At 61.2% G+C, this 25,039-nt stretch carries 27 protein-coding genes and 1 pseudogene; 15 read left to right on the top strand and 13 right to left on the bottom strand.

Translation table 11 applies throughout. The features are described 5' to 3' along the window. Positions 1-7: 7 nt before the first annotated feature. Complete coding sequence (locus tag FFM53_RS22860; RefSeq protein ID WP_138387339.1) at positions 8-652, bottom strand: NrsF family protein; 645 nt, start codon at positions 650-652, stop codon at positions 8-10. After that, positions 649-1,197, bottom strand: a complete 549-nt coding sequence (locus tag FFM53_RS22865) for a sigma-70 family RNA polymerase sigma factor (protein WP_017961002.1) — start codon at positions 1,195-1,197, stop codon at positions 649-651. The genes FFM53_RS22860 and FFM53_RS22865 overlap by 4 nt, the downstream gene beginning before the upstream one ends. A gap of 234 nt (positions 1,198-1,431) precedes the next feature. Between FFM53_RS22865 and FFM53_RS22870 the strand changes: the two genes are divergently transcribed. The 3 genes from FFM53_RS22870 (at position 1,432) to FFM53_RS22880 (ending at position 3,403) form a co-directional block, all read left to right on the top strand. Then, positions 1,432-1,701 carry a pentapeptide MXKDX repeat protein gene (locus FFM53_RS22870; RefSeq protein ID WP_138387340.1) on the top strand — a complete coding sequence of 90 codons (270 nt, stop codon included), beginning with the start codon at positions 1,432-1,434 and terminating at the stop codon, positions 1,699-1,701. 86 nt (positions 1,702-1,787) lie between these two features. Then, complete coding sequence (locus FFM53_RS22875) at positions 1,788-2,630, top strand: cytochrome b/b6 domain-containing protein (protein WP_138387341.1); 843 nt, start codon at positions 1,788-1,790, stop codon at positions 2,628-2,630. Continuing rightward, positions 2,627-3,403: a molybdopterin-binding protein gene (locus FFM53_RS22880; RefSeq protein ID WP_138387342.1), complete on the top strand. Its 777-nt coding sequence runs from the start codon at positions 2,627-2,629 to the stop codon at positions 3,401-3,403. The genes FFM53_RS22875 and FFM53_RS22880 overlap by 4 nt, the downstream gene beginning before the upstream one ends. Before the next feature lie 42 nt (positions 3,404-3,445). On the opposite strand, the gene FFM53_RS22885 is transcribed toward FFM53_RS22880, so the two are convergent. From FFM53_RS22885 to FFM53_RS22900, 4 genes are all read right to left on the bottom strand, one after another. Then, positions 3,446-4,222, bottom strand: coding sequence for a dioxygenase family protein (locus FFM53_RS22885; RefSeq protein WP_138387343.1), 777 nt, complete (start codon positions 4,220-4,222; stop codon positions 3,446-3,448). A 307-nt stretch (positions 4,223-4,529) separates the two neighbouring features. Then, positions 4,530-5,279, bottom strand: a complete 750-nt coding sequence (locus tag FFM53_RS22890; RefSeq protein WP_138387344.1) for an SDR family oxidoreductase — start codon at positions 5,277-5,279, stop codon at positions 4,530-4,532. A gap of 169 nt (positions 5,280-5,448) precedes the next feature. Then, positions 5,449-5,853 (bottom strand): cupin domain-containing protein, encoded by a 405-nt coding sequence (locus FFM53_RS22895; protein WP_173883630.1) that lies wholly within the window; start codon positions 5,851-5,853, stop codon positions 5,449-5,451. A 52-nt stretch (positions 5,854-5,905) separates the two neighbouring features. Continuing rightward, on the bottom strand, positions 5,906-6,661 hold the full coding sequence (locus FFM53_RS22900; protein ID WP_138387345.1) for an SDR family oxidoreductase: 756 nt from the start codon (positions 6,659-6,661) through the stop codon (positions 5,906-5,908). A 568-nt stretch (positions 6,662-7,229) separates the two neighbouring features. Here FFM53_RS22900 and FFM53_RS22905 point away from each other — a divergent pair. Continuing rightward, the gene (locus FFM53_RS22905) at positions 7,230-8,813 is read left to right on the top strand and encodes a Na+/H+ antiporter (protein WP_138387346.1); all 1,584 of its coding nucleotides are present in this window, start codon (positions 7,230-7,232) and stop codon (positions 8,811-8,813) included. 99 nt (positions 8,814-8,912) lie between these two features. Here FFM53_RS22905 and FFM53_RS22910 read toward each other — a convergent pair whose 3' ends face one another. Continuing rightward, complete coding sequence (locus tag FFM53_RS22910; RefSeq protein WP_138387347.1) at positions 8,913-10,814, bottom strand: potassium transporter Kup; 1,902 nt, start codon at positions 10,812-10,814, stop codon at positions 8,913-8,915. Between the two features lie 350 nt (positions 10,815-11,164). Here FFM53_RS22910 and tyrS point away from each other — a divergent pair, with 350 nt between their 5' ends. Further along, positions 11,165-12,430, top strand: a complete 1,266-nt coding sequence (gene tyrS / locus FFM53_RS22915; protein WP_173883631.1) for a tyrosine--tRNA ligase — start codon at positions 11,165-11,167, stop codon at positions 12,428-12,430. A gap of 188 nt (positions 12,431-12,618) precedes the next feature. On the opposite strand, the gene FFM53_RS22920 is transcribed toward tyrS, so the two are convergent. After that, positions 12,619-13,041: a hypothetical protein gene (locus tag FFM53_RS22920; RefSeq protein ID WP_138387349.1), complete on the bottom strand. Its 423-nt coding sequence runs from the start codon at positions 13,039-13,041 to the stop codon at positions 12,619-12,621. A 316-nt stretch (positions 13,042-13,357) separates the two neighbouring features. Here FFM53_RS22920 and FFM53_RS22925 point away from each other — a divergent pair, with 316 nt between their 5' ends. Next, positions 13,358-14,533: an MFS transporter gene (locus FFM53_RS22925; protein ID WP_138387350.1), complete on the top strand. Its 1,176-nt coding sequence runs from the start codon at positions 13,358-13,360 to the stop codon at positions 14,531-14,533. Positions 14,534-15,033: 500 nt separating this feature from the next. Further along, a complete protein-coding gene (locus FFM53_RS22930) occupies positions 15,034-15,456 on the top strand; it encodes a TIGR02594 family protein (RefSeq protein ID WP_138334759.1) in 423 nt (140 codons plus the stop codon). 67 nt (positions 15,457-15,523) lie between these two features. Here FFM53_RS22930 and FFM53_RS22935 read toward each other — a convergent pair whose 3' ends face one another. Beyond that, entirely contained in the window at positions 15,524-16,309 is a 786-nt protein-coding gene (locus FFM53_RS22935) for a class I SAM-dependent methyltransferase (protein WP_138387351.1), read from the bottom strand. A 154-nt stretch (positions 16,310-16,463) separates the two neighbouring features. Here FFM53_RS22935 and FFM53_RS22940 point away from each other — a divergent pair, with 154 nt between their 5' ends. Next, positions 16,464-16,784, top strand: coding sequence for a hypothetical protein (locus FFM53_RS22940; protein ID WP_246413047.1), 321 nt, complete (start codon positions 16,464-16,466; stop codon positions 16,782-16,784). After that, on the top strand, positions 16,750-16,938 hold the full coding sequence (locus tag FFM53_RS36465) for a hypothetical protein (RefSeq protein ID WP_246413049.1): 189 nt from the start codon (positions 16,750-16,752) through the stop codon (positions 16,936-16,938). The genes FFM53_RS22940 and FFM53_RS36465 overlap by 35 nt, the downstream gene beginning before the upstream one ends. 91 nt (positions 16,939-17,029) lie before the next feature. On the opposite strand, the gene FFM53_RS22945 is transcribed toward FFM53_RS36465, so the two are convergent. Both FFM53_RS22945 and FFM53_RS22950 read right to left on the bottom strand, forming a co-directional pair. Continuing rightward, positions 17,030-17,350 (bottom strand): low molecular weight protein tyrosine phosphatase family protein, encoded by a 321-nt coding sequence (locus tag FFM53_RS22945; protein ID WP_138387352.1) that lies wholly within the window; start codon positions 17,348-17,350, stop codon positions 17,030-17,032. A gap of 74 nt (positions 17,351-17,424) precedes the next feature. Further along, positions 17,425-18,828 (bottom strand): pyridoxal phosphate-dependent decarboxylase family protein, encoded by a 1,404-nt coding sequence (locus FFM53_RS22950; protein ID WP_138387353.1) that lies wholly within the window; start codon positions 18,826-18,828, stop codon positions 17,425-17,427. A gap of 312 nt (positions 18,829-19,140) precedes the next feature. Here FFM53_RS22950 and FFM53_RS22955 point away from each other — a divergent pair. From FFM53_RS22955 to FFM53_RS22965, 3 genes and pseudogenes are all read left to right on the top strand, one after another. Then, a pseudogene (locus tag FFM53_RS22955) lies at positions 19,141-19,613 on the top strand (hypothetical protein). A 136-nt stretch (positions 19,614-19,749) separates the two neighbouring features. Continuing rightward, entirely contained in the window at positions 19,750-20,256 is a 507-nt protein-coding gene (locus tag FFM53_RS22960) for a GNAT family N-acetyltransferase (RefSeq protein ID WP_138387354.1), read from the top strand. Between the two features lie 99 nt (positions 20,257-20,355). Beyond that, a complete protein-coding gene (locus tag FFM53_RS22965; protein ID WP_138387355.1) occupies positions 20,356-21,276 on the top strand; it encodes an ornithine cyclodeaminase family protein in 921 nt (306 codons plus the stop codon). Positions 21,277-21,291: 15 nt separating this feature from the next. Here FFM53_RS22965 and dapB read toward each other — a convergent pair whose 3' ends face one another. Together dapB and FFM53_RS22975 are read right to left on the bottom strand one after the other, a co-directional pair. After that, a complete protein-coding gene (dapB, locus tag FFM53_RS22970) occupies positions 21,292-22,062 on the bottom strand; it encodes a 4-hydroxy-tetrahydrodipicolinate reductase (RefSeq protein ID WP_138387356.1) in 771 nt (256 codons plus the stop codon). A gap of 131 nt (positions 22,063-22,193) precedes the next feature. Next, positions 22,194-22,409, bottom strand: coding sequence for a hypothetical protein (locus tag FFM53_RS22975; RefSeq protein ID WP_138387357.1), 216 nt, complete (start codon positions 22,407-22,409; stop codon positions 22,194-22,196). Positions 22,410-22,602: 193 nt separating this feature from the next. Between FFM53_RS22975 and FFM53_RS22980 the strand changes: the two genes are divergently transcribed. The 3 genes from FFM53_RS22980 to FFM53_RS22990 all read left to right on the top strand — a co-directional run bounded on the left by FFM53_RS22980 (position 22,603) and on the right by FFM53_RS22990 (position 24,994). Beyond that, positions 22,603-22,992: a VOC family protein gene (locus tag FFM53_RS22980; protein WP_138387358.1), complete on the top strand. Its 390-nt coding sequence runs from the start codon at positions 22,603-22,605 to the stop codon at positions 22,990-22,992. A gap of 223 nt (positions 22,993-23,215) precedes the next feature. Then, a complete protein-coding gene (locus FFM53_RS22985; RefSeq protein WP_138387359.1) occupies positions 23,216-24,220 on the top strand; it encodes a carbon-nitrogen hydrolase family protein in 1,005 nt (334 codons plus the stop codon). Positions 24,221-24,520: 300 nt separating this feature from the next. Continuing rightward, on the top strand, positions 24,521-24,994 hold the full coding sequence (locus FFM53_RS22990) for a VOC family protein (RefSeq protein WP_138387360.1): 474 nt from the start codon (positions 24,521-24,523) through the stop codon (positions 24,992-24,994). The last annotated feature ends 45 nt before the right edge of the window (positions 24,995-25,039 follow it).

The following is a 25,039-nucleotide window of genomic DNA, read 5'->3' on the forward strand; positions in this document are numbered from 1 at the left end:
GCCTGTGCTACCAGCGCAGGAGGCGGGGGCCGAACAGCGCGCCGATTCCGCCGGTCAAGAGGATGCCGAGCGAATACCAGAGGGTGACGAAGGGCAGGCCGTTTTCCGTGCAGAACCAGGAATAGACCCAGGCGCCGGATGCGCCGGCGGCAATGCCGGCGATGAAGCCAGTGATGCCGAGGTTGCTCGGGGCGCCGCCACGGAGAACCCAGGTATTTGCGATCAGGATCGGCATGGCAAAGGCAAAGATCAGCAGTGGGCAATGCAGGGCGGAGGAGCCGAGCACCAGCACGGGGTAGCTTGCGGCCGGCGACAAAGTGAGCTGAATGACCGCCAGGACGGCGAGGGTAAGTATGATGGCCGCGGCAATCCCGAAAAAGCGCCCCTCCGTGCCATCCGGCCGGGACAGGCGGTAAACGGCTGCGAAGGCGGCGACTGCAAGCAGGGCATTGTAGGCGGACTTGATCCAGAAGACCGGCAACATCAGCGCCTGCGCCATGTCGGTGCGAAGGCCGAGGACGATAAGCATCAGCAGCAGCGAGACTGCCAGAGCAGGCAGGATGGCGAGCACGAAGCGGCGTTCGAGCGCATGTCTCGGCACCGGCTTCAGATTCCGGACAAGGCTGTCGATCAGGTCCTCAGTCTCTCTCACATCCCACCTCGCAATCTTGCCGCCAGCGCCTTGATGCCCCTGTGAACGCCGACCTTGACCGCCGATTCCGACTGTCCGGTGCGGCTGGCGGTATCGGCCACCGACTGCCCCTCGAGCTTGACCTGACGGATCAGCTCCTGCTGGTGCTGCGGCAGGCCGTTCAACAGCCGTTCGACATCCATGCGCGCTGCAATCGCATCCTCCCTGAAGTCGTCTTCGATCTCCTCGTCCAGTTCTATTTCCGCCTTGTACCGGCCGCCATGCTTCCGGTGGTGGTCGATCAGCTTGTAGCGGGCAATCGAGAAGAACCACGCGGTGAATGGCCGCTCCCTGTCATAGGTCGCCCGGCGCGAATGCAGCGCCAGCAACGTCTCCTGCACGAGATCTTCCGTGTCGGATTTCGCCGTAGTGCCGATCCGCCCGCCATAATAACCGACGAGCAGGGTTCGCAACGTCACGAGCAGACGCCGATAGGCTGCCTCGTCCCCGTCGAGGGAAAGAAGCATCAGCATCTTCAGTGCTTGTTCCGAATGGGCGCTCGTCATGTCGTCTGCAATATCATTCGGGTGGATGACGCTTTGGTTACAGGTGGGTTCAAAAATCTTCCGGCGGCAATTCAAAGTGTACAGCGTCCCTTGCGCGTCTCCAAAAGACGTGCGGCGCTGTAGCGCTATCACATAAGCGTGAGGCTGTAACCGCCTTGGCAAGGGGATCGAATTCAGGACTGTGAGCCGTCGGCGGGTGCCGGCGGACATGTCAATCGATCCGAGGAGACCCTCATGACCAAGATCCTTTCCAGCCTTGCCGCCTGCACCTTCGTCATCGGCCTGTCGCTTGCCGGCGCCGCCAGCGCCCAGAGCAGCGATGCCATGAAGAAAGACAGCATGAAGACCGACACGATGTCGAAGGACACCATGTCCAAGGATGCAATGTCGAAGGACGCAATGGCGACCGGCAGCACCAAGGCCGACTGCATGCACAATGCCGGCATGGAGAAGGACACGATGAAGAAGGACACGATGATGAAGGCCTGCGACGCGATGAAGTAAGCTTTAGCCGCGGTCGCTGAAGCTATTTGGCCGGCGGCCGCGTCCTTTTTCGCGAAGACCTTTCATGTCGATCCGGAGGAACTACAATGGCCACGACCGATGCCGGCATGGCGAGCGGACGCACGCTCTTCTACCGCCATGGCCTGCTGGTGCGCCTGTCGCACTGGGTAAACGTGCTGTGCATGACAGCGCTGCTGTACAGCGGCCTGCAGATATTCAACGCCCATCCGGCGCTCTATTGGGGCCAGTACGGTGCCGACAACGATCCGTCCTTCATTTCCATGGTGGCCGAACAGGAAGGCGATGCGCTGAAGGGCGTGACGCACTTGGGCGGATTGAGCTTCGATACGACGGGCATTCTCGGGGTTTCGAATGTCGACGGCGAGGCCGCGGTGCGCGGCTTTCCGAACTGGCTAACCTTGCCGAGCTACCAGGATCTGGCATCGGGCCGGCGCTGGCATTTCTTCTTTGCCTGGCTGTTCGTCATCAACGGCTTCATCTATCTCGCCTATGGTTTCGTCAGCCGGCATTTCCGCCGCGATCTGCTGCCGGCGGCCGAAGAGCTGAAGCCTTCGCATCTCGGCCATGAGATCGTCAGTCATGCCCGGCTGCGCTTTCCCAAGGGGGCCGAGGCCCGCCACTACAATACGCTGCAGAAACTCGCCTATGTCGCCGTGATCTTCGTGCTGTTGCCGCTGATGATCGGGACAGGGCTTACCATGTCGCCGGGCTTCAACGCGGTCGCGCCCTGGCTGCTCGATCTGTTCGGCGGCCGGCAATCGGCCCGCACGCTGCATTTCCTGACCGCCTTCTCGCTCGTCGCCTTCGTCGCCGTGCATGTGGCGATGGTGCTGGTCTCGGGCGTGTTCAACAATTTGCGTTCGATGGTCACCGGTTATTACGACATCGGGCAGGGAGGAAAGTCATGAGCCGCATCATCACCAGGCGTCGCTTCCTGATCGGCGCGACCATGACGGCATCAGCGCTGGGGCTCGCCGGCTGCGATGCCCTCGTCGAAAACGATCGGACGAAATCGGTGTTGAAGATCGCCGAAGGCCTCAGCATGAAGACGCAGCGCTTCCTGCTCGGCGACGACGCGCTCGCCCGCGAATTCACCGAAGCCGATATCTCGCCGACCTTCCGCGCCAACGGCACGAGCATGCCCGACAATGCCCGCTATATCGACTGGATGAACCAGCGGTTTTCGAGTTGGAAGCTCGAGGTCGGCGGGCTGGTCGACAAGCCGATGCAATTGTCGCTGGCGGAGCTGAAAGCCCTGCCGGCCCGCACGCAGATCACAAGGCATGACTGCGTCGAGGGCTGGAGCGCGATCGGCAAATGGACCGGCGTGCCGCTCGGCGCGCTGCTGCAGGCGGCGGGCCTGAAACCCGAAGCCCGCTACATCGTCTTCCACTGCGCCGACGAATATGAAAAGACGCTCGACGGCAGCGGCTGGTATTACGAAAGCATCGATCTCGTCGATGCGTTCCACCCCCAGACGATCCTTGCCCACACCATGAACGGCCGCGATCTCGAAGTCGCCCATGGCGCGCCGCTCCGGCTCCGGGTCGAGCGCCAGCTCGGCTACAAGCAGGCAAAATATCTGACCGGCATCGAAGCCGTCGCCGATCTCGGCCAGCTCTACGGCGGCAATGGCGGCTTCTGGGAGGATCGCGGTTATGAATGGTATGCGGGCATATAGGCGGGGTGCCCCGACCGACGAGGGTGCAGGAAGCTCCTTCGCTCAGGCAGCGAGGCCGATCGTAATGGTGGCGGACAGCACGCCGCTGTCGAGCTTTTCGAAATCGAACATGTGGTCGGCGGCATCCTCCGGGATGAGGCCGTCCTCGTCGTTGCGCGTATCGCGGGCAGGGCGCCCGAGATAGTCGGGATGCTCGCCGTAGATGATGTCGCTCAGCACATCGTCGAAATAGATCTGGCTGACGAGAAGCTCCTTGCCCTCGACGAGGATGCGGCAATGAACATGCGGCGTGCGGCCCTTGTACCATCCGGGATAGGCCGTCAAAAAGCTTGCCTGCCCCTTGGCATTCGTCAGCTGGCGGCCGCGGAAGGCGAGCCCGCTGATCGCCTCGGCATCGCCGAAGGTGCACATCTCAGCAGCCTCGCGGCCGGAATAGATGCCGCGATGATCGGTATGCCAGATTTCGATATCGGCATTTTCGATCGGCCGGCAGTCGGTTGCTTGGACGAGCCGAACGGCCAACCGCAAAGGCAGCCCGGCCGTTCCTTCTGAGATGTCCTGACGAGCCGGGACATTGTTGACATGGCAGGGGCCGAGGGTCTGCGCGACGGTCACGACGCAATTCGGACGGGTACGGAAGAGCGGCTCAGGCAGTTTTTCCAAGGTAACCGACTTTGTGCCGCCGCTTACGAAATCCGTTCCCTTCCAGTCGAATGTCCTGGCGGCAACAGTGACATGCCGCCGCGGCCAGATCGCTACCGCCGCCACGGATGATGCGACAATGGCCGCACCTCCAAGCACAAGGGTTCGCCTCTTCATCTGTCTTCCTTCGCTTCAAGACGCAGGATCTAAGGAGGGTAAACCGAAAATTCCAATTAAATCTGAGCAGAGAAGCTTTATGCCTGTCAGCTCATCGAGCTTGTCCATGAGCTGGTCCTGGAAGGCCGGGTCCGGAACGTCGGCGGCGGGCCTGTGCCGTTCGCGGTGATACCAGTAGCCACCGGTGGTTCTGGCGGCGGTATCGTCGCTGACCGCGAGCCACAGGATCTTCCTTTCCTGCGGCCCTTGCTCCGGAGATCGAAGCCGGGAGCGTCGGTGAAGCAGGCATTTCCTCGAGCGTCAACGATCAGTCTGACATAGACAGCCAGTCGGTGTATCGCAGCGAACCCGCCCGTACCCCCTTGCGCGGAAGCAATGTGTTGTCGTTCAGTTCGACGCCATAGTAGCGCGCGCTGTCGTCGGTCATAACCTGGCGTGTGTCTTCGTTTGCGGTGAGGTGCATGCGGGCAATTTCGTCGAGGCCGAATTGCTCGGGCCCGCAGATCTCTATCGTGTCATTCCTTGCTGCTCCCATCGCCAGTTCGGCCAGGATTTCAGCAACGTTGTCGGCCGCTATGGGCTGTATGGACGCCGAGGGAAGCCGGAAGCCGTCTCCATCTGCCGCCATGTCGACCACGCCGCCGATGAACTCGAAGAATTGCGTGGAATGGAGGATGGTATAGGGCCGCCGCGCTGCCCGGATGAGATTTTCCTGCACCATCTTGGCGTGGAAATAATCGCTTTCGACAAGGCGAGGCGTTCCCACCACGGAAAGCGCGATATAGTGGCCGACGCCTGCATCCGCGGAAGCCGCCAGCAGATTCCGGGTGGAGGCCTTGAAAAACGCCAGCGCGGAGCTGTCGCCAAATGACGCGGCGTTGGTGACGTCGATGACGACGTCGGCTCCTGCTATGGCTGACCTCAGGCCTTCTCCCGTCACGCTGTCGACTCCTGTGAGAGACGGGGATGCGCTGACCACTTCGATACCTGCCTGTCGAAGATCCTCGACGAGCCGCGTTCCGATGCGCCCGCTCGCTCCCATGACCGTAATTTTCATCTGCTTGCTCCATCTGTTGTGCCGAACTGCGATGTGGACGCCTTGGCTGCCAAGGACGCCTCGGTGGTCGCCGATAACCTCGCTCTTTACTCGACGTCATCCTCGGCCTTGCGCCGAGGATCTGCTGCGCGGTCTGCAGATGCTCGGGACAAGCCAGAGCATCTGCATGTCACTTCACCGGCATGACAACCGGAGCGTCTTTCTTCTTCAGCAGCACGACGATGAACTTCGCCGGTTTGGACGTGCTCGCATTGCGGCTGACCAGGTGAATGTCGGAAGGACCTTCGTAAAAGGTCTCTCCCGGCGATAGGGTGACTTCCTTTTCGCCTTTGACCTGCATCACGATCGAGCCCTCCAGAACGTAGACGAATGCATTCGCCTCATGTTTGTGAATAGGCGAGGAACCTCCCGGCCCATACTCGACCGATATCATCAGCCCTTGCTTGCCGGGGTAATTCGGAAGATCCTTTTTCATGAGCGGTGTGACGGCTGCGCCGTCTTCGGCAGCAACCGCCAAAGTGCCGAAAAGGCAAACCGTAGCCGACACATATAACGATAACAAAGCTGAATTCATTGCCGTAATCCTTCTGCTCGTTGAATGCGGATGTGGGTTTTGATGCCTTGATCTAGGTCGGCCGTTGGGACTGTCGAAACCAATCCACAAGGCCGATCTTGCCGAGCCTCGCGCCCTCGCCGGGCACAAGCGAGCGATCGTCCAGTTCAGACCCGAAGTAGCGCGCATGAACGTCTGCCTCGACCCTCCTCGGATCGTTGATCGCTTTCAGATACCGGGCAACGATCTCGTGCATGGGGCCGCGCTCAGGTCCGGCAATCTCGATTGTGCCGTTAAGCGGCTTTGAAAGCGCGACATCCGCCATCACATCGGCAACGTCGTCCGATGCGATGGGCTGGAAAGCTGCGGGAGAAAGACGCGCGACGGTGCCGATGGTGGCTTCGTCGGCGATGCCCTTCAGGAATTCGAGGAATTGGGTGGAGTGGACGATCGTGTAGGGGATGGGCGATGCCTTGATGAGTTTCTCCTGGGCGAGTTTGGCCCGGAAGTAGCCGTTTTCAGGCAGGCGCTCCGTTCCGACGATGGAGAGCGCAATGTGGTGCTTGACGCCGGCCTTGGCTTCCGCAGCGAGCAGATTGCGGCCCGAGGTTTCGAAGAAATCGAGGACCGCCTTGTCTTCCCACGACGGTGAGTTTGCAAGGTCGACGACGACGTTGGCGCCAGCCAGCGCTTCTGCCAGGCCCTCGCCGGTGATGGTATTGACGCCGGTGCTTGGCGAGACAGCCAGCACCTCGTGGCCTTTAACGCGCAGACGCGCCGCGGTCTTGGACCCGATGAGCCCAGTGCCGCCGATAAGAACGATTTTCATGACGAACCTCCCTGTTGACGCCCCTTCGGGTCGGCGTTGACGCCCTTTTGGGCCAGATGTCTCAGATCTAGATCACGCAAGTCGGAATGAGCCGCGAAAGACGTTTGCGGCTTGGACAAGCCGAAGTCGCCGTATATCGTCGCCATGGCTGAGGTCAGCCGAGACCGAACCTGGCATCGCGGTGCCAGGCAGAATCCTCCTTAATGCGATCAGGCGCAACTCAAATGGCGCGCGGAGATTCAGCGTCGCCACATGGCATGTGCCGGGCGGGTCATTGAGGTGTGATTGAGGTGAGGGCGGTTCCAAGCAAGCTCAATACGGCTAGCTCTGAAGGAATCGCTAGGTGTAGACCTAGCGTTGATAGCACAAAGCGAAAATTGTCTCCGGCCGTTGCCAGGCCGGCGGCGTTTGCAGCGCCACGCGTCTGTTCAGATGTGCAAGAACGCTGTAACACTTTGAATTGCTGCATTCTTCCCTAGATCGATTTCGATCTTCCCTAGATCGATTTCGATTTAAGGAAGAATGCCGTAGGCATCCAAGATTCGTTTCCGAGCCGGGGCAGAGGCATATGGAACCAACCCACTTGTTCGAGCTCGTTATCGCGATGTTTCTGGCGATCATCGCGCTGCATTATGCCGCCCACAGGCTCGGGCTGCCGCCGTCCGTGGCGTTGCTGACCGGTGGCGCTTCGCTGGCGTTCGTGCCGGGGCTGCCGGCGATATCAATTGATCCCGGGCTGGTGCTGGTCATCTTCCTGCCGCCGCTGTTGATGGACGGCGCCTGGTCCATTGCCGCCGGGCGGTTGCGGCGACATGTGATCGGCATCGCCTCGCTTGCCGTCGGCGCGGTGTTCTTCACCTGCGCGGTCGTCGCCGTTGTGGCCCACCTCATCTTTCCGTCGCTTCCCTGGGCGGCGTGCGCTGCCCTTGGCGCGATCGTTGCGCCGCCTGATGCGGTTGCGGCGCGCGCTGTGCTGCAGCGGGTCAGGCTGCCGCGGCGGCTTCAGATTCTGCTGGAAGGCGAGAGCCTGCTCAACGATGCCAGCGGCCTGGTTCTCTTCCGCTTTGCCGTTGCCGCTGCCGCAACGGGCGCCTTCAGCGCGGGGGCGGCGGCCGGCAGCTTCCTCGTGCTGGCGCTCGGCGGCGCCGTCGTCGGCATCGTTGTGGGAACGGCATGGGTCAAACTCGTCCGGCGTCTCGGCGACGAATATCTCATCATCGCAGCCTCGGTGCTGCTCGGCTGGATTGCCTATCTGCTCGGCGAGCAACTGCATGTTTCCGGCGTCATCGCCACGGTTACCGCCGGCCTGATCATGAGCTGGCACCAGCACACCGTGCTTTCAGCCGCAATGCGCATGCGCGGCATCTCGTTCTGGACGGTGATGATCTTCCTGATGGAAGCGGCGGTGTTCATCCTGATCGGGCTGTCGCTCCGGGATGTGGTCGAACGCGGCGGCGGCTTTGCCACCGTGATCGCGACCATGGGATTGCCGATGCTGGCGATCCTCGTGGCGCTCGTGCTCGCGCGTTTTGCCTGGGTCTTCGCCGCCGATTTCGTCATCAGGTTATGCACTGCCCTGGGGTTCACACGCGCCGCGCCGCTCGGCGTCGGCGGCGCCACCGTTCTCAGCTGGGCGGGCGTGCGCGGCGTGGTGACGCTTGCTTTGGCGCTGAGCTTGCCGGAAGGATTTCCCGGCCGCGACTTCATCCTCGTGACGGCCTTCGCCGTCATTCTCGGAACCGTGCTGGTGCAGGGCACGACATTGGGGCGGGTGATTGCCTGGGCGCGGTTGGTGGAGCCGGAGTCGGAAAGAGCGCGCCTGACGATGAGCCAGGCCGAAGCCGCCATGGCGCAGGCGCAGTTCGGGATCGTCCAGAGCCTGGCCTATGACGCGGAGGGAAAACTCATCCACCCGCAATTGCTGGAGCGCTACCAGCGCCGGGCCACGTCGATCGTCGACTATGCCGAGAAAACCGAGCAATACATGCCGGTGCTGCATGCGCATTTCGACGTCATTCTCGAAGCGGTGGCAATTGGACGCCGGGAACTCATCCGGCTCCACCGGGCCGGCGACATCGATGACGAGACGCTACGGGAGCTGGAACGGGATCTCGATCTCGAGGAACTGAGCGCGATCTCAGCCAAGGCGTGATGTTCAGCGCCTCGCGCTTTCGACATCATCGTCAACGCATTGCGATATCGAGGCTGATACCGGCGCGATCCTGATGTCGCCGCCGAGCGGTGTCCTGACCTAAATGGCGATCTGTTCGCCGAGTTCGACGACGCGGTTGGACGGCAGGTTGAAATAGTCGGAGGGATCGATCGCTAAGCCCTCCAGCGCCATGAATATGCGCTCCTGCCAGGGGGGCAACCCGGTGTTCGGCGTCCTGACGAGGTTCCGGCGGCCGAGATAGAAGGAGGTCCTCATGATCTCGAACTTGAAGCCGCCCTCCCGGCAGAGAGCCAATGCCCTGGTGACGTCGGGGTCGTCCATGAAGCCGAAGGTGATGTCGAGGCGCACGAAACGCGGCGAGAGCTGGCTGAGCTTGATGCGGCGGCTGTCGGGAACATAAGGTTCGTCCTCGGTCCAGACGGTCAGGATGACGTTCTGTTCGTGGAGCACGTGGTTGTGCTTGAGATTGTGGAGCAGAACATTCGGCGTGCGATCCGGGACGCTGGTCAGGAAGACTGCCGTTCCCGGAACAGTGACCGGCGAATGGTCCGACTTTCGCTCGATCGATCTGATGAAGGAATCGAGTGGGATCTCGTTGTTGGCGCGCAGTCTCTTCAGATAGGCCTGTCCTCGCGTCCATGTCCACATCAGGATCATGATCGCCAGCGCAAGGGCGACCGGAACCCAGCCGCCATCGTGGATCTTCAAGAGGTTCGCCGCCAGGAACAGGACTTCGATGATGAAGAGCGGTAGCAGCAGGACGGCGGCGAGCACGAGGGAGTAGCCCCAGACGGCTCGGAGAAACTGGAAGACCAGCAGGGTCGAGATGACCATGGTTCCGGTCACCGAGATGCCATAGGCCGTCGCCAGAGACTCGGAGTCGCCGAAGGAAAAGATCAGCATCAAGACGCCGACCAGCAGGAGAAGATTGACGCTCGGCACGTAGATCTGGCCGGTGTTGGTTTCCGACGTGAACTTGATCCTGAGCCTCGGCAGGAAGCCGAGGTGAACCGCCGAGCGGGCCAGCGAAAATGCCCCTGTTATCACCGCCTGGCTGGCGATGATCGTTGCCATCGTCGCCAGGATAACCACCGGCAGCAAGGCCCAGTCGGGATACATCAGAAAGAACGGATTTGTAGCCGTCTCGGGATGGCTAAGAACCAGCGCGCCTTGGCCGAGATAATTCAGCAGCAATGCCGGAAAGACGAGCACGAACCATGCTATCTGGATTGGCCGGCGCCCAAAATGCCCGAGATCGGCATAGAGCGCTTCGGCGCCGGTGACCGTCAGAAAGACGGCACCGAGCACGATGAGGCCGACGCTGCCGGCATGGGTGAGGAACAGGAATGCATTGATCGGATTGAGCGCTTCCAGAATCCTCCAGTCGTCGCCGATATGGATCAGGCCGCCCGCGGCCATGGCCAGAAACCACAACACCGTTATCGGCCCGAAAAAGATCGAAACGGCGGCGGTTCCCTTCGACTGGACGGCAAAGAGAACGATCATGATCGCTGCCGACGCCAGCGGGACGTATTCGGCAAAGGCCGGCGTGACCAGTTTCAGGCCTTCTAGCGCCGACATGACCGACAAGGCCGGCGTGATCATCGCATCGCCGATGAACAGAGCCGCGCCGATCAGGCCGGCGAAGAAGAGCACCGGCACGTTTCGCCCCATCTTCTTCATCAAAAGGGCGAGAAGCGAAAGCGTGCCGCCTTCGCCGTCATTGTCCGCCCTGAGAAGGAAGAGCACATATTTGAAGGTTACGATGATCGTCAGCGTCCAGACCATCAGCGAAATCAGGCCGATGACCTCGGCTTCGTGTACGCCATCGGCGGCGAAGGGCCTCAGCGCCTCGCGAAGGGCATAGAGCGGGCTGGTACCTATATCGCCATAGACGACGCCGACCGCGCCGATGACCAATCCGACAAAACCCTTCCGGCCGGCGCCATCCCCCGTCTTATCCATATGCGTCGACGTCATGGTTCCCCGCTCATGCCATTTGCCTATGAGCACAAACATATGCCGCATTGCGGAACGGCAAGCAAATTGATGCGGGTGCTAATTTTTTTATGACGGGCGCAGGCGGATCTGGGCCTGGGAAGGGTGGCGTTGCGATCCGTTCAAACCTTGTTCGCATCCCCTTGTGATTGTGCTTTCGCATGGTAATAAGGATTCATGACCTGCGCCCGGACCCTTTCGAGCTTCTACTATTCGCTGCTCCCATAGAGAGCGGCGCAAGGTCATATTCCTGACACTCGAGACGCCGCACGGTCGGCGGCACGTGTGTCAACAGAAGGTCTCCGGCCTCATCGGCCCAAATGGAGACCCTCGTGAAACTGTCCTCTCAGCCTACCGGACCTAGATCCGACTTTCTTCGCACTTTGAGCGAGCGCGGCTTCCTGCATCAATGCACCGACTTAGGAGCACTCGACAGCTGGCTTTGTTCAGGAGCAGGCACCGCCTATAACGGATTTGATCTCACCGCCGACAGCCTGCATGTCGGGCACCTCATTCCGATCATGATGCTCCGGTGGTTCCAGAAGACGGGTAACAAACCCATTGCGTTGCTCGGCGGTGCGACAAGCCGCCTGGGCGATCCGAGCTTCCGCGACACGTCGCGTCCTTTTCTCAGCCAAGAGCAGATCATGAAAAACCTGATCGGCATCCGGCTGGTCTTCGAGCGCTTCCTCGCTTTCGGGGACGGCCCGACCGATGCCATCATGGTCAATAATGCCGACTGGTTGGGCGGGCTCAACTATCTCGATTTCCTCCGCGATATCGGGCCGCATTTTTCAGTCAACCGGATGCTTACATCGGAGAGCGTGCGCCAACGGTTGGAACGAGAGCAATCGCTGTCATTGCTGGAATTCAACTACATGGTCATGCAAGCCTACGACTTCCATGTGCTCGCAGAAAGCCGCGGCTGCCTGCTTCAACTGGGTGGCTCCGACCAGTGGGGCAATATTGTTAGCGGCGTCGAATTTGGACGGCGGATCGGTGGACGCACGCTGTTTGGATTGACTGCCCCGCTGCTGACGACATCCTCGGGCGCTAAGATGGGCAAGAGCGTTTCGGGGGCGGTTTGGCTAAACGCCGACCGGCTGTCGCCCTATGAGTTTTGGCAATTCTGGAGAAACACCGGGGATGCCGATGTGGGGCGTTTCCTCAGGCTATTCACCGAGTTACCCCTAGGCGAAATTGCATGCCTCGAAGTGCTTCGGGATTCCGAGATCAACGAAGCGAAAAAGATCCTTGCCGACCAGATCACCAGCCTGTGCCACGGGGCCGATGCGGCAGTACAAGCTTCCGAAACTTCCCGGCGCATCTTCGAAGCGGGCGAGGTGCCGGCGGGTCTTCCGACGGTGAAGCTCCCCGATAGCCTTCGCGGTGATTTTCCGCTTGTCGACGCCATGGTCGTTGCCGGGCTCGCCAAGTCGAAAAGCGAAGCACGTCGATTGATCGGCGGCGGCGGTGTGCGGGTGAACGGCGGCAGCGTGAGCGATGAGGGAATGCGGCTTGGCGACTTCGACGTCCAGGGCGGGGTGATCCGGCTGTCGGTCGGCAAGAAGCGACACGTCCTGCTTCAGCTGGTCTAGCGTTGTGTATTCAATTCGGGGAGCGGGACAAATCCCAAACACCTTGTCGCGCTTCCCGCGATACTCCAGAACAGGATGATTTTAGGCCTGTTCGGCCTAAAATCTGAATCCTGTTCTAAAATTAAATAGTTAGAGCATGATGTCGTCCGAAAATCGCTCACACTTTTCGGCATCATGCTCGAGGTCAATCAGCGAACAGGCGTGCAGCTCCCAACGTCATCAGGCTTGACGCGGCCGGATTGAAGGTCGCTCCATTGCGGTATCGACGGATCGGGGCCGCCGATCGTTGCCTCGAACGTGGCACGGTCGACCTTGATAAGGCGCCCTGACGACGTGATGCTCACCATCTCCTTTTTGCTGACATAAGCCAGGCTGGCATTCAGCCGGCAGAAGAACCGCTTATTGCTGTTGGAGATGACCCAGCCGTAGCCGCCGGCCTTGCCTTTGGTGAGTTTCCCGACGGCATAACCCTGCTTTTCAAGCTTCGAAAAGGATTCCGCCTGGGCAATGCCTGGCATCAAGGCAAAGCCGATCACCGCGCCGACGAGCAGTCCGACAAAGCTCTTCCAGCCGGCACGTGCACCCGTATTGTTTATATGCGTCGACGCCATAGTTCCCCTCGTGCCACTTGCCTATGGCACAAACATATGCCGATCGCGAAACGGCAAGTAAATTGAGGTGAGTGCGAATTTTGTGAGGGAGGGGAGGTGGACGTGGACGGAGCAGCTGCGCGTCACAGAAATACCAGCGGCCGACAAGCACCCGTGAAGTCGGCGGCGGCTGCATGATGCTGACAGGGGCTGTCAGCAGGGTGGTTGATGATCCTGAGAGCGCGGGTTTCTAAGCCCGCGCCATTTCGTCGGAAAGTCCGGCTATCTGCGGGATCGCTCTGCTGCGATCCCGCCCCAATCGGAGCAGAGTGTCGAGATGAAGCCGCACCACCGCATTTTCTTCATTCAGTTTGCCGTAGCCCTTTCGTTAGGCGCGTTTGTTTCGCGGCTGCCTGATCTTCAGGTCAAGTTTAGCCTGACGGAAGGCGAGCTTGGCCTTCTGCTCGCCGTCCTGTCCTCGGGGGTTCTCTGCGGGTTGACGTTCTCGGTGAGGTTCATCGAGAGGCTCGGTGCGCGCGCCACCGCCTTCGTGACCGTCTTCGGTGCGTCGCTGTTTTTCGCGTTGATCCCTTGGATGCCTTCAGCTCTTCTGGCGGTGCCATTGTTCTTCATTGCCGGCGTTTTCACCGGAGCATTCGAGATCAACGCCAATATCGAAACCGATCGCCATGAGGCGCTGCTTGGGTACCGCATCATGAGCCGGGCTCACGGCATGTGGAGCCTCGGCTTCTGCATCACCGCCCTTGTTGCCGCCGGCATGCGGCAGGCTGCCGTCTCCATCGAACTGCATACTTTCATCGTCCTGGTGACGGTCTTGATTGCCGGGTCGATCGTTTTCTCCGGGATCGAGAATGCGCCCCGACGGCAGGACGCTCACCCCGGAGATACGCCGATCATCGCTTTTCCCACGCTCGGACTGCTCCCCCTTTGCCTTGTCGCCGCAGCTCCGCTTCTTGCCGAAGGCGCAAGCGTCGATTGGTCGGCGATCTATATGCGCGACGTATTCGCGGTCGAACCCTTCGTCGGCGGGCTCAGCGTGGCCATTTTCTCCTCGTTCATCGCCATCGGGCGGCTCGGCATGGATCCTGTCATCGACCGCTTCAATCCGCGCCCGGTTGCAATCACTCTCCTTGGGATCGCGGCCATCGGTGTTGTCATGGTTGCTACGGCGACACACCCTGCTATCGCGCTCGCAGGCTTTGGCCTGACAGGTATCGGCTGCTCTTCAGTCTATCCGCTTGCCATCTCGGCTGCGGCCCGACGCACGGATCGACCCGCACCCGTCAACGTTGCAGCGCTCGGGCAGACGACGTTCCTTGTGTTTTTCGCCGGGCCGCCACTGCTCGGTTTCGTTGCCGAACACTTCGGCATCCGCTTTTCGTACTGGGCGGTCGTCCCTGTTCTCGCCGCAGCACTCCTGGTCACCAGGGCACTTGCCGCTGATCCTGCCCCAGGCACAGGCCAACCCGAACCGGCGCAACCACACGGTTGACACGCCACGCCGGCCTCCGCTGTCCTAAGCTCGTTCACGTCCGCAACCGGAGGGGCAACCTCCGGCTTTCGCTGATGAATCGGGCGAGCACAATGTATTTCCTATTGCACCGAAGTATTATTAACGGCCATAGGAAATATAGCTCGTATAGGTGAGGAGCTAATTCCGCGCACTGTCGTCAACTCTTGGCGAATGGTTTTGCTGCTCAAGCATTGCGGGCGCAGTCCGTGTCGTCTGAATAGACCTGGTTGGGATGGCGAAATTTCCAGCCTTTCGGCTCAGCAAACATACGTTTTTCGGGGTTTGCGATGTCGTGTCCGGCCAAAAGGCAGGCTCGCCTACGGAGCTTCCGCGCCTCGCTTCGGACAAATTTCTGCCGCCAAAATGCCAGTATTAGTTGTTTCTAAATCACGCCATAATTCGCATCTACGTTGCCGCGCCTGTTTTATTCTTCGCCACATTTTGGAATTTCAACATTATACAAACAATGGTGGGTAACTATGAAGGTTATTCTCGTCATCGTCCTCACGGCGCTTGCCGTGCCCTGTGAGGCAGACATGCTCGTTACGGCATCCAAGTACAAAAGCATGCACGAACGTTCCATCTCCTTCCTCAGCATCAATCCGCGCAGAGTATCGTGGTGCGGGGCGTTCCTGGCCTTTGTCGCCAAGCGATCTTCGCGGCAACCGCCGCCCAACCCCAACATGGCGGCGTCCTGGAGGAAATTTGGCAAACCGGTCGGTGTCCGCTCCGCCAGGCGAGGGGATGTCGTGGTGATCCGCACCGGCCGGCGCTTTCATGTGAGCCTGTTCGATCACATCGACCAGCGCCGGCAGTACGTCTACCTATTCGGCGGCAACCAATCCAACCGGGTCCAGCTGTCGCGCTATCGCGCCAGCTCGGTGGTCGCCGTGCGACGATGATGTTGGGTGAGAACCCGGGTGAGAACTCAGCCTCCTCCAAACCTCGGTGGCGGCGGGAAAACAGGCCTTACGCCTTGCGCGCCCTGATGTGGAGGAAGATCGGCGCGATGCGGGTATCGGCGACCATTGGCTCGGCGAGCGCCACCTCGACTGACGCCATGGGCTCGCCGAAAGCGTCGATCGTCAGCCCCGCTTCGACGATCATCGACACCCAGGTCGACAGCGTCCGGTGAAAACGCGGAATGGCAAAGGGCGTCAGCGTCGCCCGTTCTTTCTCGGGGATGGCGGAAAAAATCCAGCGCTCGACCCGGCCGTCGCTCTCGTCGAAATAATCGGCAATCTCAACGGCGACGGGCTCGCCGGCCTGATTGCGGATGTTGCGGCGCGTCGGCGGCACAAAGCAGGGATGCAGGATCGAAAACTGCAGGAAGCCGCCCGATTTCAGGACGCGGTGGATGCCCTTCAGAACCTGGCTCTGATCGGCCATGTCCATCATCGACATGAAGGCGGTGACGAAATCGAAACTCGCCTCCGGGAAATCGATGCTCTGGCCGTCGCCGAGCACGTAATCAATGCCGAGCGGCGCTTGCGTCTCGGTCTCTCTGGCATAATGAATGAAGGTCGGGGCGATGTCGAGACCGATCATGCGGGCGCCGAGGCGAGCGACGGCGCGGGTGTTTGAGCCTTCACCGCAGCCGAGATCAAGCCCGGCAAGGCCCGCGACTGGCGGCAGCATCTTCAGAAAGGCCGGCGTGTTCAGCGCGTCGCGATACTTGTCGTAACCGGCGCGGCTATAGATCGTCCAGGTCTCGGCATTGCTCTCCCAATGGGCGGCGACATCATTGGCGTTCATGGCTCTGCTCCTTGCTCGATCTGGATGGGCGGGGAGCTATAGGCGGTGCGGGTGACAATGGGAAGACAGGCCGTCCACTGTAAGTTGTTCCCGCCTATGGATCATGACCAAGTTCGCGTGCACTATCATGCGATCGAGAGTATAGGGGGCTGCTTTGTCCGACGAAGTGATCATCCGTGAGCTGGTCGGCCTCGATCAGACGATGACAATTTTCCCGCTGTACAGCCAGGTTAGTCGCCTGAGTGAGGCCGTGGTTTGCCAACGACTTTCAGCCATGTTCGCACAGAGCAACTACCGCTGCATAGCAGCCTACATCGACGAACGGATGGTGGGTGCGTCGGGTTTCTGGACCGGCACTCAGTTGTGGTGCGGCAAGTATGTCGAGGCGGATAACGTCGTGGTGGACAGCGCTCTCCGGTCAAGGCATCGGCGGCAAGATGATGGCGTGGATCGAGGCGGAGGGGGAGCGGATTGAATGCGCGGTGATCCGCATCGCCATGGTGCTGGGCAGGGAGCGTACGCACCAGTTCTACGCGAGAAACGGCTACTTCGACGACGGCCTGTTGATGGTGAAAGCCCTAAGTCGCGGTGCGGCCGAGTTTCCGGAATATGTCTCTCAACAAGTTTGACTGTCGGCCCTACAGATTGGCCGCAAGTTGTCACCAGTGGCGCGCCCGCCTTCTTGTTCGGGGCGGCGATTCTGCGGTCGGATGACCGAGCTTAGAGATGCCGAGGCACCTTTGCCTTCAGCAGCTGCACGAGCGCGGGATCCATGAAATCATAATCATCAGGAATATGAAGGCAGACCAGCCGCTTGTCCTTGAGAGCTGACCGGTACTTGCCCTGGACTTTCGCACGGTGAGCCTTCTCCATAACGAAGACGATATCGGCCCATTCGATCAGTTCGTTCGATAACGGATTTTCGGCGTCATTGTTGGTGCCGGCCGAGGAGACCTCGATATCAGGCCAGTTTGCGAAGACCTGTTCGGCCGTCGGGCTGCGAAGCTTGTTTTGACTGCAGACGAACAGGACGTTTTTCACGTTTTCTCTCTTCAAGTGAACAGAGCCGGCGATAGCACAATTCCGTGCCCGGGCGAACCAAGGCAGTAGTTGCGTCAGCCGCCGCTCACACTCTTGAACGCGGCGATGATGCTTTGGGCGGCGAGCTGCGCCTCATCCGATGTCGTCTGGAAATTGGTGACCGAGAGGCGCAGGACGTCGCGGCCGCGCCATTTGGCGCCGCCGGCGAAGATCATGCCGTCCGCCTGAATCTTTTCGATCGTCTTTCGCGTCAGCGCGTCGCCTTCTTCGGAGGGCAGGTCCGCTCCGAAGCGGATGACGAGCTGGTTCAGCGCGACCTCGTTCAGAATGGCGATGCCGGGCTCGCGCGCAAGAAGGTCGGCCACCAGCCGAGCCGAGGCACAGCACTGATCGATAAGGGCGGCGATGCCGTCGCGACCGAGATGTTTCAGCATCGCCCAAGTGGCAAAGCCGCGCGCCCTTCTCGAAAGCTCGGGCACGTAATGGGAAGGATCGCGTTCGCCTTCGCCGGCGAGCGGCAGATAGCTCGCGGCGATCGTCATGGCGCGGCGATGGGCGAGCTCGTTGCGGACGATCGCATAGCCGCAATCATAGGGCGTCTGCAGCCATTTGTGGCCGTCCGTCGCCCAGCTGTCGGCCGCTTCGATGCCGCGGCTGAGGTGGCTGATCTTCGCTGAAGCCTGCGCCCAGAGACCAAAGGCTCCGTCGACATGCACCCAGGCGCGCTTCGCCCTCAACAGCGGGATGATGGCAGCGAAATCGTCGAAGGCGCCAGTATTGATCTGCCCCGCCTGGAGAATGGCGATGACCGGTCCAGAGACCGTATCGAGCGTGCCCGCCAGCGCGGCGCGGTCTATCCGGCCTACCGGATCGGTGCGCACGCGCAGCACGCGATCATGGCCGAGACCTAGGAATTGCAGCGCGGAGAATACCGTCGTGTGGGCATCGTCGCCGATCAGAACGGTGATCTCAGGCGCCCCGAACAGGCCGTTGGCATCGGCATCCCAGCCCACCTGGCGCAGCACTTCGCCGCGCGCGGCGGCAAGGCAGGTGAAGTTCGCCACCGTCGCGCCGGTGACGAAGCCGACCGAGCTTTCGGCCGGCAGCTTCAGGAGATCGAGAAGCCATCTCGCCGCGACGGTCTCGACGGCGGCTGCGGCCGGTGCGGCGGCATGGTTTCCGGCATTCTGGCCCCAGGCGCTGGTGAGGAAATCGGCCGCGACGCCGACCGGATGGGAGCCGCCGATGACCCAGCCGAAAAAGCGCGGCCCAGTGGTTGCATGCAGCCCGGGTTCGGCGCCGTCCGAGAGACGCCTGATGACATCAAGCATATCGGAACCGGCCGCCGGCAGCGGCTCTTCGAAACAGGCAAGCGAGGCTGCGTAGTCATGGGTGGGCATATGGCGGGCGGGCGCTGCCTGCCGGAATCCTGCCGCAAGGCGGGCGGCTTCCTGAAACAGAGATGCAATTGCCGTCATGCGGATCCCCCTGCCGTCACCGATCCTGGAGGGCCTCACCCTCGAAGCAGGCTGCCGGCACACGCAATCTAGCCCATATCGCCGAGGCTGTCTTCGCCTGGCAGATCTCGGATCTGGGTTCCGGGGCCTTCCTTGGGCTTGCCGAGACCTCAAGACAAATTGAGCATCGGGGAGGCGCTTCCTAAATATCTACAATAACTACCTTATCCCGTTCTGTGCATTTTTGAAATTTCGCGGCTCTTGTTGAAAATGATTGCCTTCGCTTCAAGTATCGTTCAATGATGTGGAAATATCATTTGCGCCATTGTCAAGTTGGCGCTGCCAATCAGCGAGGATATGCACTGAAATATTTCCTTCTCTACGCGCTGACGTGCACGTTGGTCGGGATAGTTCTTCTCTTCATCATCCATGAAGTTGTACCGTTCACGATCGACAAGCCAACCGATCAATCGGTGGCCGACTCAACTGATGAGCCAGTTGCCGGGCCAACCGAGCAATCGGCGGCCCGACCAACCGGCGAGCCGTTGAACGCGGCAACCGGCCAGCCGGTGCCGGGGGCAACTGGCAAGGCGGTGCCCAGGCAAACAACCGATCAATCCGCCGTCCAGCCAGCCGATCCCCTGGTCGTCCGATCCACCGGCCAGCCGGTCGACGGGCCAGCCCGTGAACCGGTCGTCGGGCCAACTGGCGAACCGGCTGCGAGGCCGACCGATCAATCGGTGGTCGGTCCGACCGGCGAACCGGTCGTCCGGAAGGGTGGCCGGCTGGGGAGTCCGGCGCAGTGACCGGCGCCTGAGATGACGGATTTCCGTTCGATTTCGTAACTTCGAACCTATGCTGAACTAGGAAGCCTCCTGGCACCGGTTGCATCGGCTGAGGCCATCTGTATTGAGAGTACCTCTCATCTTGCAGGAGGTCCCGATGGATGGAAGCGGCGCGACGATCAGGCATGTCAGGGCAGACGAAGTGGAGGCTTTTCGGCGCATCCGTCTGGAAGCGCTTCGCACCGAACCGTCCCTCTTTGCAAGCCGCTACGAGGACTGGGAGGCTCTTTCTCTCGAGGAGTGGCGCAATCGCCTGAACGAGCCGGTTTTCATCGCCTTTCAGGATGGCGAACCCGTTGGCATAACCGGCCTAGTTCGGCAGCGGTCGAGCAAGATGGCCCATCGCGCGACGATCATCATGGTTTACGTCAGAAGGAGCCTGCGTGGAACGGGCCTTGCCGGCAAGCTGCTCGGCACGGTGGCCGACCACGCGCGCGATATCGGCATCCTGCAGCTGGAACTCTTCGTCAGCGCGGAGAATCCGGCGGCAATACGCTTCTATCAGCGGGAAGGCTTCTCCGAGATCGGCAGGATTCCCGGCGGGGTTCTGGAGGAGGGCAGGGAGATCGACGACGTCATGATGGCTCGCCGTCTGGTCGGTTAGGTCTCACGCGGATGTTTCAGCGCATATCGGCTTGCCCAGCCTGTTGACCTCAAGTGGGGTTGGGGTTGCAGCATGCCGGCATGGGCTGGAGGTTTGGCTGTGACGAAAATTCTTAAAGACGAGGATCTGGTCGGCGGCGCGCTGATGGTGGTCGCGATCGATGCGCTCGAGACCGCTTTTCTCGCGAGGGCCGGCAATCGACTGATCTCTCCACCCCGGCACCATGTCTCATTTCCCGATCGAGGCGATCTCGTCTTCACCATCGGCGGCATCCTCGGCAAGAAACCGCTTGCGGGCTTCCGGGTCTATGAAACATTCGAGGGGGTGGAGCATTCGCAGATCGTCACTGTGTGGTCGGCCGACGACGCGAAGCTCAAGGGCATTATTCTCGGAGAGCGTCTCGGCAACCTCAGAACTGGTGCGATCGGAGGGCTCGCCATCCGGCATCTCAGCGCGCCTGACGCCGGCATCGTCGGGATCCTCGGCAGCGGAGCGCAAGCGCGAACCCAGCTTGCCGCGGCGGCCGCCGTTCGAAAACTGGACCGCGCCCGCGTCTATAGCCGCGACGAGAAAAATCGCGCCGCCTTTGCAGCTGAGATGCAGCAGGTCTTGGGTATTGAAGTGGAGCCTGCCGGCAGCGCCTCGGAAGCCGTTGATGACGCCGACATCGTCATCTGCGCGACGACGAGCCGAACGCCCGTCATTCATGCCAGGGATCTGAAGCCCGGCGTGCACGTCAACACCGTCGGCCCGAAAACGTGTGAGGGATACGAACTCGGCCTGGATATCGCCAATGTCGCAGCCGTGATTGCGACGGACTCTTCCGAACAGACGCGCGCCTATGCTTCGCCCTTTTTCCTGGCCGGCTCCGGCAATGAGCACCGCATGGCCGACCTTGCCGATATCATTGCCGGGAAAGCGACCGGGAGAGGATCGCCTGGCGATACGACGCTGTTTTGCTCCGTCGGGTTAGCTGGAACCGAAGTCGTCGTCGCTTCGGCAATCCTCGATATGCTGTGAGCCTGTTTCCCCTATTCACGCCAGGCCCAGCACATCCCCCATGGTGTATTCGCCGGGTGCGCGCCCTGCGATCCAGCGGGCGGCGGCAAGCGCGCCGCGCGCGAACATGCCGCGATCGAGAGCCGAATGCGAGAGCGTCAAGACTTCCTCGGCCGCGGCAAACAGGACGCTGTGTTCTCCGACGAGCCCGCCGGCCCGCAGGACGGCAAAGCCGATTTCGCCGGGCGAGCGCTCGCCGGTGATGCCGTCACGCCCGCGCCGCTCGACGGATGCGAGGGAAACGCCGCGGCCTTCGGCCGCCGCTTCGCCGAGCATCAGCGCCGTACCGGACGGCGCGTCGATCTTCCTGTTGTGATGGGCTTCGAGGATTTCGATATCCCAGCCATATGCGGGAAGGGCGCGCGCCGCCTGAGTGACGAGGCCGACCAGCATGTTGACGCCGATGGAGAAATTGCCGGAGCGCAGGATCGGAATCGCGCGGGCGGCTTCTGCGATCCGGTCGAGCTCATCCGGCTCGAAACCCGTCGCTCCGATCACCAGGGCCGGTCCGCCGGCCGAAGCGCACAGGCCGGCAAGTTCGTCAGCAGCACGTCCCGTCGTGAAATCCAGGATCACGTCGGCCGCTCCGATCGCAGCCGAACGTTCGATCAACCCGGCGCCCGCGGAGCCCTCGCGGCCGATGCCGCCGACGAACGCAAAATCCGGATCGGCCGCCAGCAGTGGCAGGATGGCGCGCCCCATGCGGCCGTTCGCGCCGGCGACGGCTATTTTGATTGGTGAGGTCACGGACTTTCCTTGGCTCGCGATATTTCCAACGGACGGCTGTTTGCATCGGCATTACGCCGGCGAATGGGATCTGCCACTACCGCACTTGCGCTTCCGCGGCAAAGCAGGGATCTCCTCTGGTCAGCTGAGGCTTACCAGTTGCCGGGGTCGGCGGTGTGATCGATGCTGGCGAATTCGTCGGCCTTTTGCCGATCCAGCTTCACCTCCGTGGCAGCCTTCGTCTCGTCGACGACCGAGTAGCGGTCGGGGATCGGTCCCGTTGATAGTTCCTGATACAGGAGCAAAGCGGCCTCCTCGGCGGTGTCGGCCTCGATCTCCCGGGTGATTGATACGGTGAACTTGTGCATGGCTTCGGCCCTCTCGATCGGTGCGCCGGCGTGTGCGTGGCTTGCACAGTCTGACACGAGTTTTGTGTCGATGACACTAAAACTGCTCGCTTAGAATTTGATTCATGCGACGGCTTCAGGTCTTTGTTTTTATGAATGTCGTGGTGCCAAGCCGCCGCACAGTTTTGGGCGAACTCAGCCGAGGAGATAGATCATGCGCCTGAATCAAGTAACAGTTACGATGCCTGACCTCGATGCGGGCTGGAACTTCTACTGCGCTCTCGGTCTCAAGCCCGTCGTCGACGCCCGTCCTCGCTATGCGCGCTTCGTATGCCCGGACGGGGACAGCACCTTCTCCCTGCATCAGGGCGAAGGCGGCGGTGGCGGCACCACGGTGTATTTCGAGTGCGAGAAGCTGGACGAGATGGTCGGCAGTCTCAGCGAGGCCGGTCTTCGTTTCGTCAGTGGACCGGAGGACAAGAGCTGGCTCTGGCGCGAGGCTGAGCTGTTCGATCCCGGCGGCAATCGCATCATCCTTTATTTCGCCGGATCGAACCGCACCGATCCGCCGTGGCGCGTGGATAAAGTGGACCGCCCGAAATAGGGCGCCTCGGCGCCTGTCTATCCCGGCCATTCCCCGAATTGACGAATCGCGGTCGCCTCGGCATCTTTGTGTCGGCGTGGCCTAACGCCGAACCTCCCAGGACCTTCCCCAGCAGGGTCTTCAACCGGAGGCAAAGGGACTTTCGTCTCGGGTCGTGATCCTTGGTCCTGATGTTTCGGGCCTGTTGCTGGGGAACGATGTCCGGAACGTGAGAGGCCCTGATATGACTGAGAATGGAAATTTCAAGCGGCGGGTGCGTGCGCGCGCCGCCAAGACGGGTGAATCCTACACCACCGCCCGCATCCATGTTCTCCCTAAATCGGCGAACGACGAAGCGCCTGAGGCAAGACGCCTGCGTCTGGCCGTGGCGCAGACCACCTATGCGGACGATCCCCGCGATATCGACAAGCTTCGCCAAAGCGGGCAGGAGATGCGCCTGCTGATGCGGCAGGCGCGGGAGGCAGGCGCGCGGCTCGTCCATTTTCCCGAAGGGGCGACATCATCGCCGAACAAGCGCATCATGTCGGAAATCGGGCCGCGGGAGATCGGGCCCTCCGATTGGCGGCGGTTCGAATGGGCCGTGCTTCGCGAGGAGTTGGATGCAACACGCAGGCTGGCGCACGAGCTGGGGCTCTGGGCGGTCATCGGCTCGGTGCATCCGCTGACGGCGCCGCACCGGCCGCACAACAGCCTCTATGTCGTCTCCGACCGCGGCGAACTGGTGACGCGCTACGACGAGCGTCTACTGTCGAACACAAAGATCTCCTTCATGTACACGCCGGGTTCGATTCCTGTCACCTTCGAGGTCGACGGCATCCGCTTTGGCTGCGCTCTCGGTATGGAATGCCACTACCCGGAGATTTTTAGCGAGTATGAGCGGCTCGACGTCCATTGCGTGCTGTTCTCGACAACAGGCGGTTCGCCGGCCAACGAGCCGTCCTTCGCCGCCGAGGCACAAGGGCATGCGGCGAGCAACAGCTACTGGGTCAGTTTCTCGGCCCTTGCCCATCCCGGTCAGGCTGATCCGGCCTCTTCCGGGGTCGTCGCGCCCGGCGGCCGATGGGCGGCGCAATGCCCTTCGGAAGGAACGGCTGCTATATCGCTCGCGGATATCGACGACAATCCCGGCGATCTTTCCCGGCCGTGGCGGCGCAAGGCGCGGAGCGGCCTCTACGAGCCGCACCGCGTGGCGGGCGATCCGCGCAGCGACGCGCGGAATATGTTTTAGATCGCGTCGCGTCCACGGCATGCCCGCCAAGTAAATGCAGATGACGCTGAATGCACATGCGGAACTGTAATCCACAGTTCCGCAATCTCCCGCTTGTAAAAGTATCTCCCGCGCCCAGGACTGGGCGCACTGGATCCCTGTGAAGAGCACGGGGATGAAAGGAGGGGAGGTAGGCGGCGCTCCACTAATTTAGCAGCGTTCGCAATCGTCCGCGTGAAATCGCTAGGACCGGGCTGGAGAAAGACGGTTTGCCTCTTATTTCAGTGGGCAATGCGAAACGAAGAGCGAAAGGACTGCGCAATGGCAAAGAACACGATCTGCGTATGGTACGACAAAGACGCCGAGGCTGCTGCCCGCTTCTATGCCGCGACTTTTCCCGATAGCGCCGTGGGTGCCGTTATTCGGGCACCGGGAGATTATCCTGACGGCAAGCAGGGAGACGTCCTGGTCGTGGAATTCACCGTTGCGGGGATTCCCTGCATCGGCCTGAACGGCGGTCCCGTGTTCAAACACAACGAAGCCTTCTCCTTTCAGATCGCAACCGACGATCAGGAAGAAACCGATCGTTACTGGAACGCCATCGTCGGCAATGGCGGCCAGGAAAGTGAGTGCGGCTGGTGTAAGGACAAGTGGGGTGTGTCCTGGCAGATTACGCCGCGCATCCTCTCCGAAGCGCTGGCGGCGGGTGGCGGTCAGGCAAAGCGTGCTTTCGATGCGATGATGACCATGAGGAAGATCGACGTCGCGGTGATCGACGCCGCCCGGCGCGGCTGAGGCAGCTTCGCGCCGAACGATCTTTTACCAGGAGCTCGTATCTGG

It is taken from the genome of Rhizobium indicum, assembly GCF_005862305.2.
GTDB classification, from domain to species: domain Bacteria; phylum Pseudomonadota; class Alphaproteobacteria; order Rhizobiales; family Rhizobiaceae; genus Rhizobium; species Rhizobium indicum.

What these genes read in the sequence shown, in the direction of transcription:
- FFM53_RS22865 (WP_017961002.1), bottom strand. Translation starts at nt 1,197, where the DNA reads ATGACGAGCGCCCATTCGGAACAAGCACTGAAGATGCTGATGCTTCTT.
- FFM53_RS22870 (WP_138387340.1), top strand. Translation starts at nt 1,432, where the DNA reads ATGACCAAGATCCTTTCCAGCCTTGCCGCCTGCACCTTCGTCATCGGC.
- FFM53_RS22875 (WP_138387341.1), top strand. Translation starts at nt 1,788, where the DNA reads ATGGCCACGACCGATGCCGGCATGGCGAGCGGACGCACGCTCTTCTAC.
- FFM53_RS22880 (WP_138387342.1), top strand. Translation starts at nt 2,627, where the DNA reads ATGAGCCGCATCATCACCAGGCGTCGCTTCCTGATCGGCGCGACCATG.
- FFM53_RS22885 (WP_138387343.1), bottom strand. Translation starts at nt 4,222, where the DNA reads ATGAAGAGGCGAACCCTTGTGCTTGGAGGTGCGGCCATTGTCGCATCA.
- FFM53_RS22890 (WP_138387344.1), bottom strand. Translation starts at nt 5,279, where the DNA reads ATGAAAATTACGGTCATGGGAGCGAGCGGGCGCATCGGAACGCGGCTC.
- FFM53_RS22895 (WP_173883630.1), bottom strand. Translation starts at nt 5,853, where the DNA reads ATGAATTCAGCTTTGTTATCGTTATATGTGTCGGCTACGGTTTGCCTT.
- FFM53_RS22900 (WP_138387345.1), bottom strand. Translation starts at nt 6,661, where the DNA reads ATGAAAATCGTTCTTATCGGCGGCACTGGGCTCATCGGGTCCAAGACC.
- FFM53_RS22905 (WP_138387346.1), top strand. Translation starts at nt 7,230, where the DNA reads ATGGAACCAACCCACTTGTTCGAGCTCGTTATCGCGATGTTTCTGGCG.
- FFM53_RS22910 (WP_138387347.1), bottom strand. Translation starts at nt 10,814, where the DNA reads ATGACGTCGACGCATATGGATAAGACGGGGGATGGCGCCGGCCGGAAG.
- FFM53_RS22920 (WP_138387349.1), bottom strand. Translation starts at nt 13,041, where the DNA reads ATGGCGTCGACGCATATAAACAATACGGGTGCACGTGCCGGCTGGAAG.
- FFM53_RS22925 (WP_138387350.1), top strand. Translation starts at nt 13,358, where the DNA reads ATGAAGCCGCACCACCGCATTTTCTTCATTCAGTTTGCCGTAGCCCTT.
- FFM53_RS22930 (WP_138334759.1), top strand. Translation starts at nt 15,034, where the DNA reads ATGAAGGTTATTCTCGTCATCGTCCTCACGGCGCTTGCCGTGCCCTGT.
- FFM53_RS22935 (WP_138387351.1), bottom strand. Translation starts at nt 16,309, where the DNA reads ATGAACGCCAATGATGTCGCCGCCCATTGGGAGAGCAATGCCGAGACC.
- FFM53_RS36465 (WP_246413049.1), top strand. Translation starts at nt 16,750, where the DNA reads ATGGCGTGGATCGAGGCGGAGGGGGAGCGGATTGAATGCGCGGTGATC.
- FFM53_RS22950 (WP_138387353.1), bottom strand. Translation starts at nt 18,828, where the DNA reads ATGACGGCAATTGCATCTCTGTTTCAGGAAGCCGCCCGCCTTGCGGCA.
- FFM53_RS22960 (WP_138387354.1), top strand. Translation starts at nt 19,750, where the DNA reads ATGGATGGAAGCGGCGCGACGATCAGGCATGTCAGGGCAGACGAAGTG.
- FFM53_RS22975 (WP_138387357.1), bottom strand. Translation starts at nt 22,409, where the DNA reads ATGCACAAGTTCACCGTATCAATCACCCGGGAGATCGAGGCCGACACC.
- FFM53_RS22980 (WP_138387358.1), top strand. Translation starts at nt 22,603, where the DNA reads ATGCGCCTGAATCAAGTAACAGTTACGATGCCTGACCTCGATGCGGGC.
- FFM53_RS22985 (WP_138387359.1), top strand. Translation starts at nt 23,216, where the DNA reads ATGACTGAGAATGGAAATTTCAAGCGGCGGGTGCGTGCGCGCGCCGCC.
- FFM53_RS22990 (WP_138387360.1), top strand. Translation starts at nt 24,521, where the DNA reads ATGGCAAAGAACACGATCTGCGTATGGTACGACAAAGACGCCGAGGCT.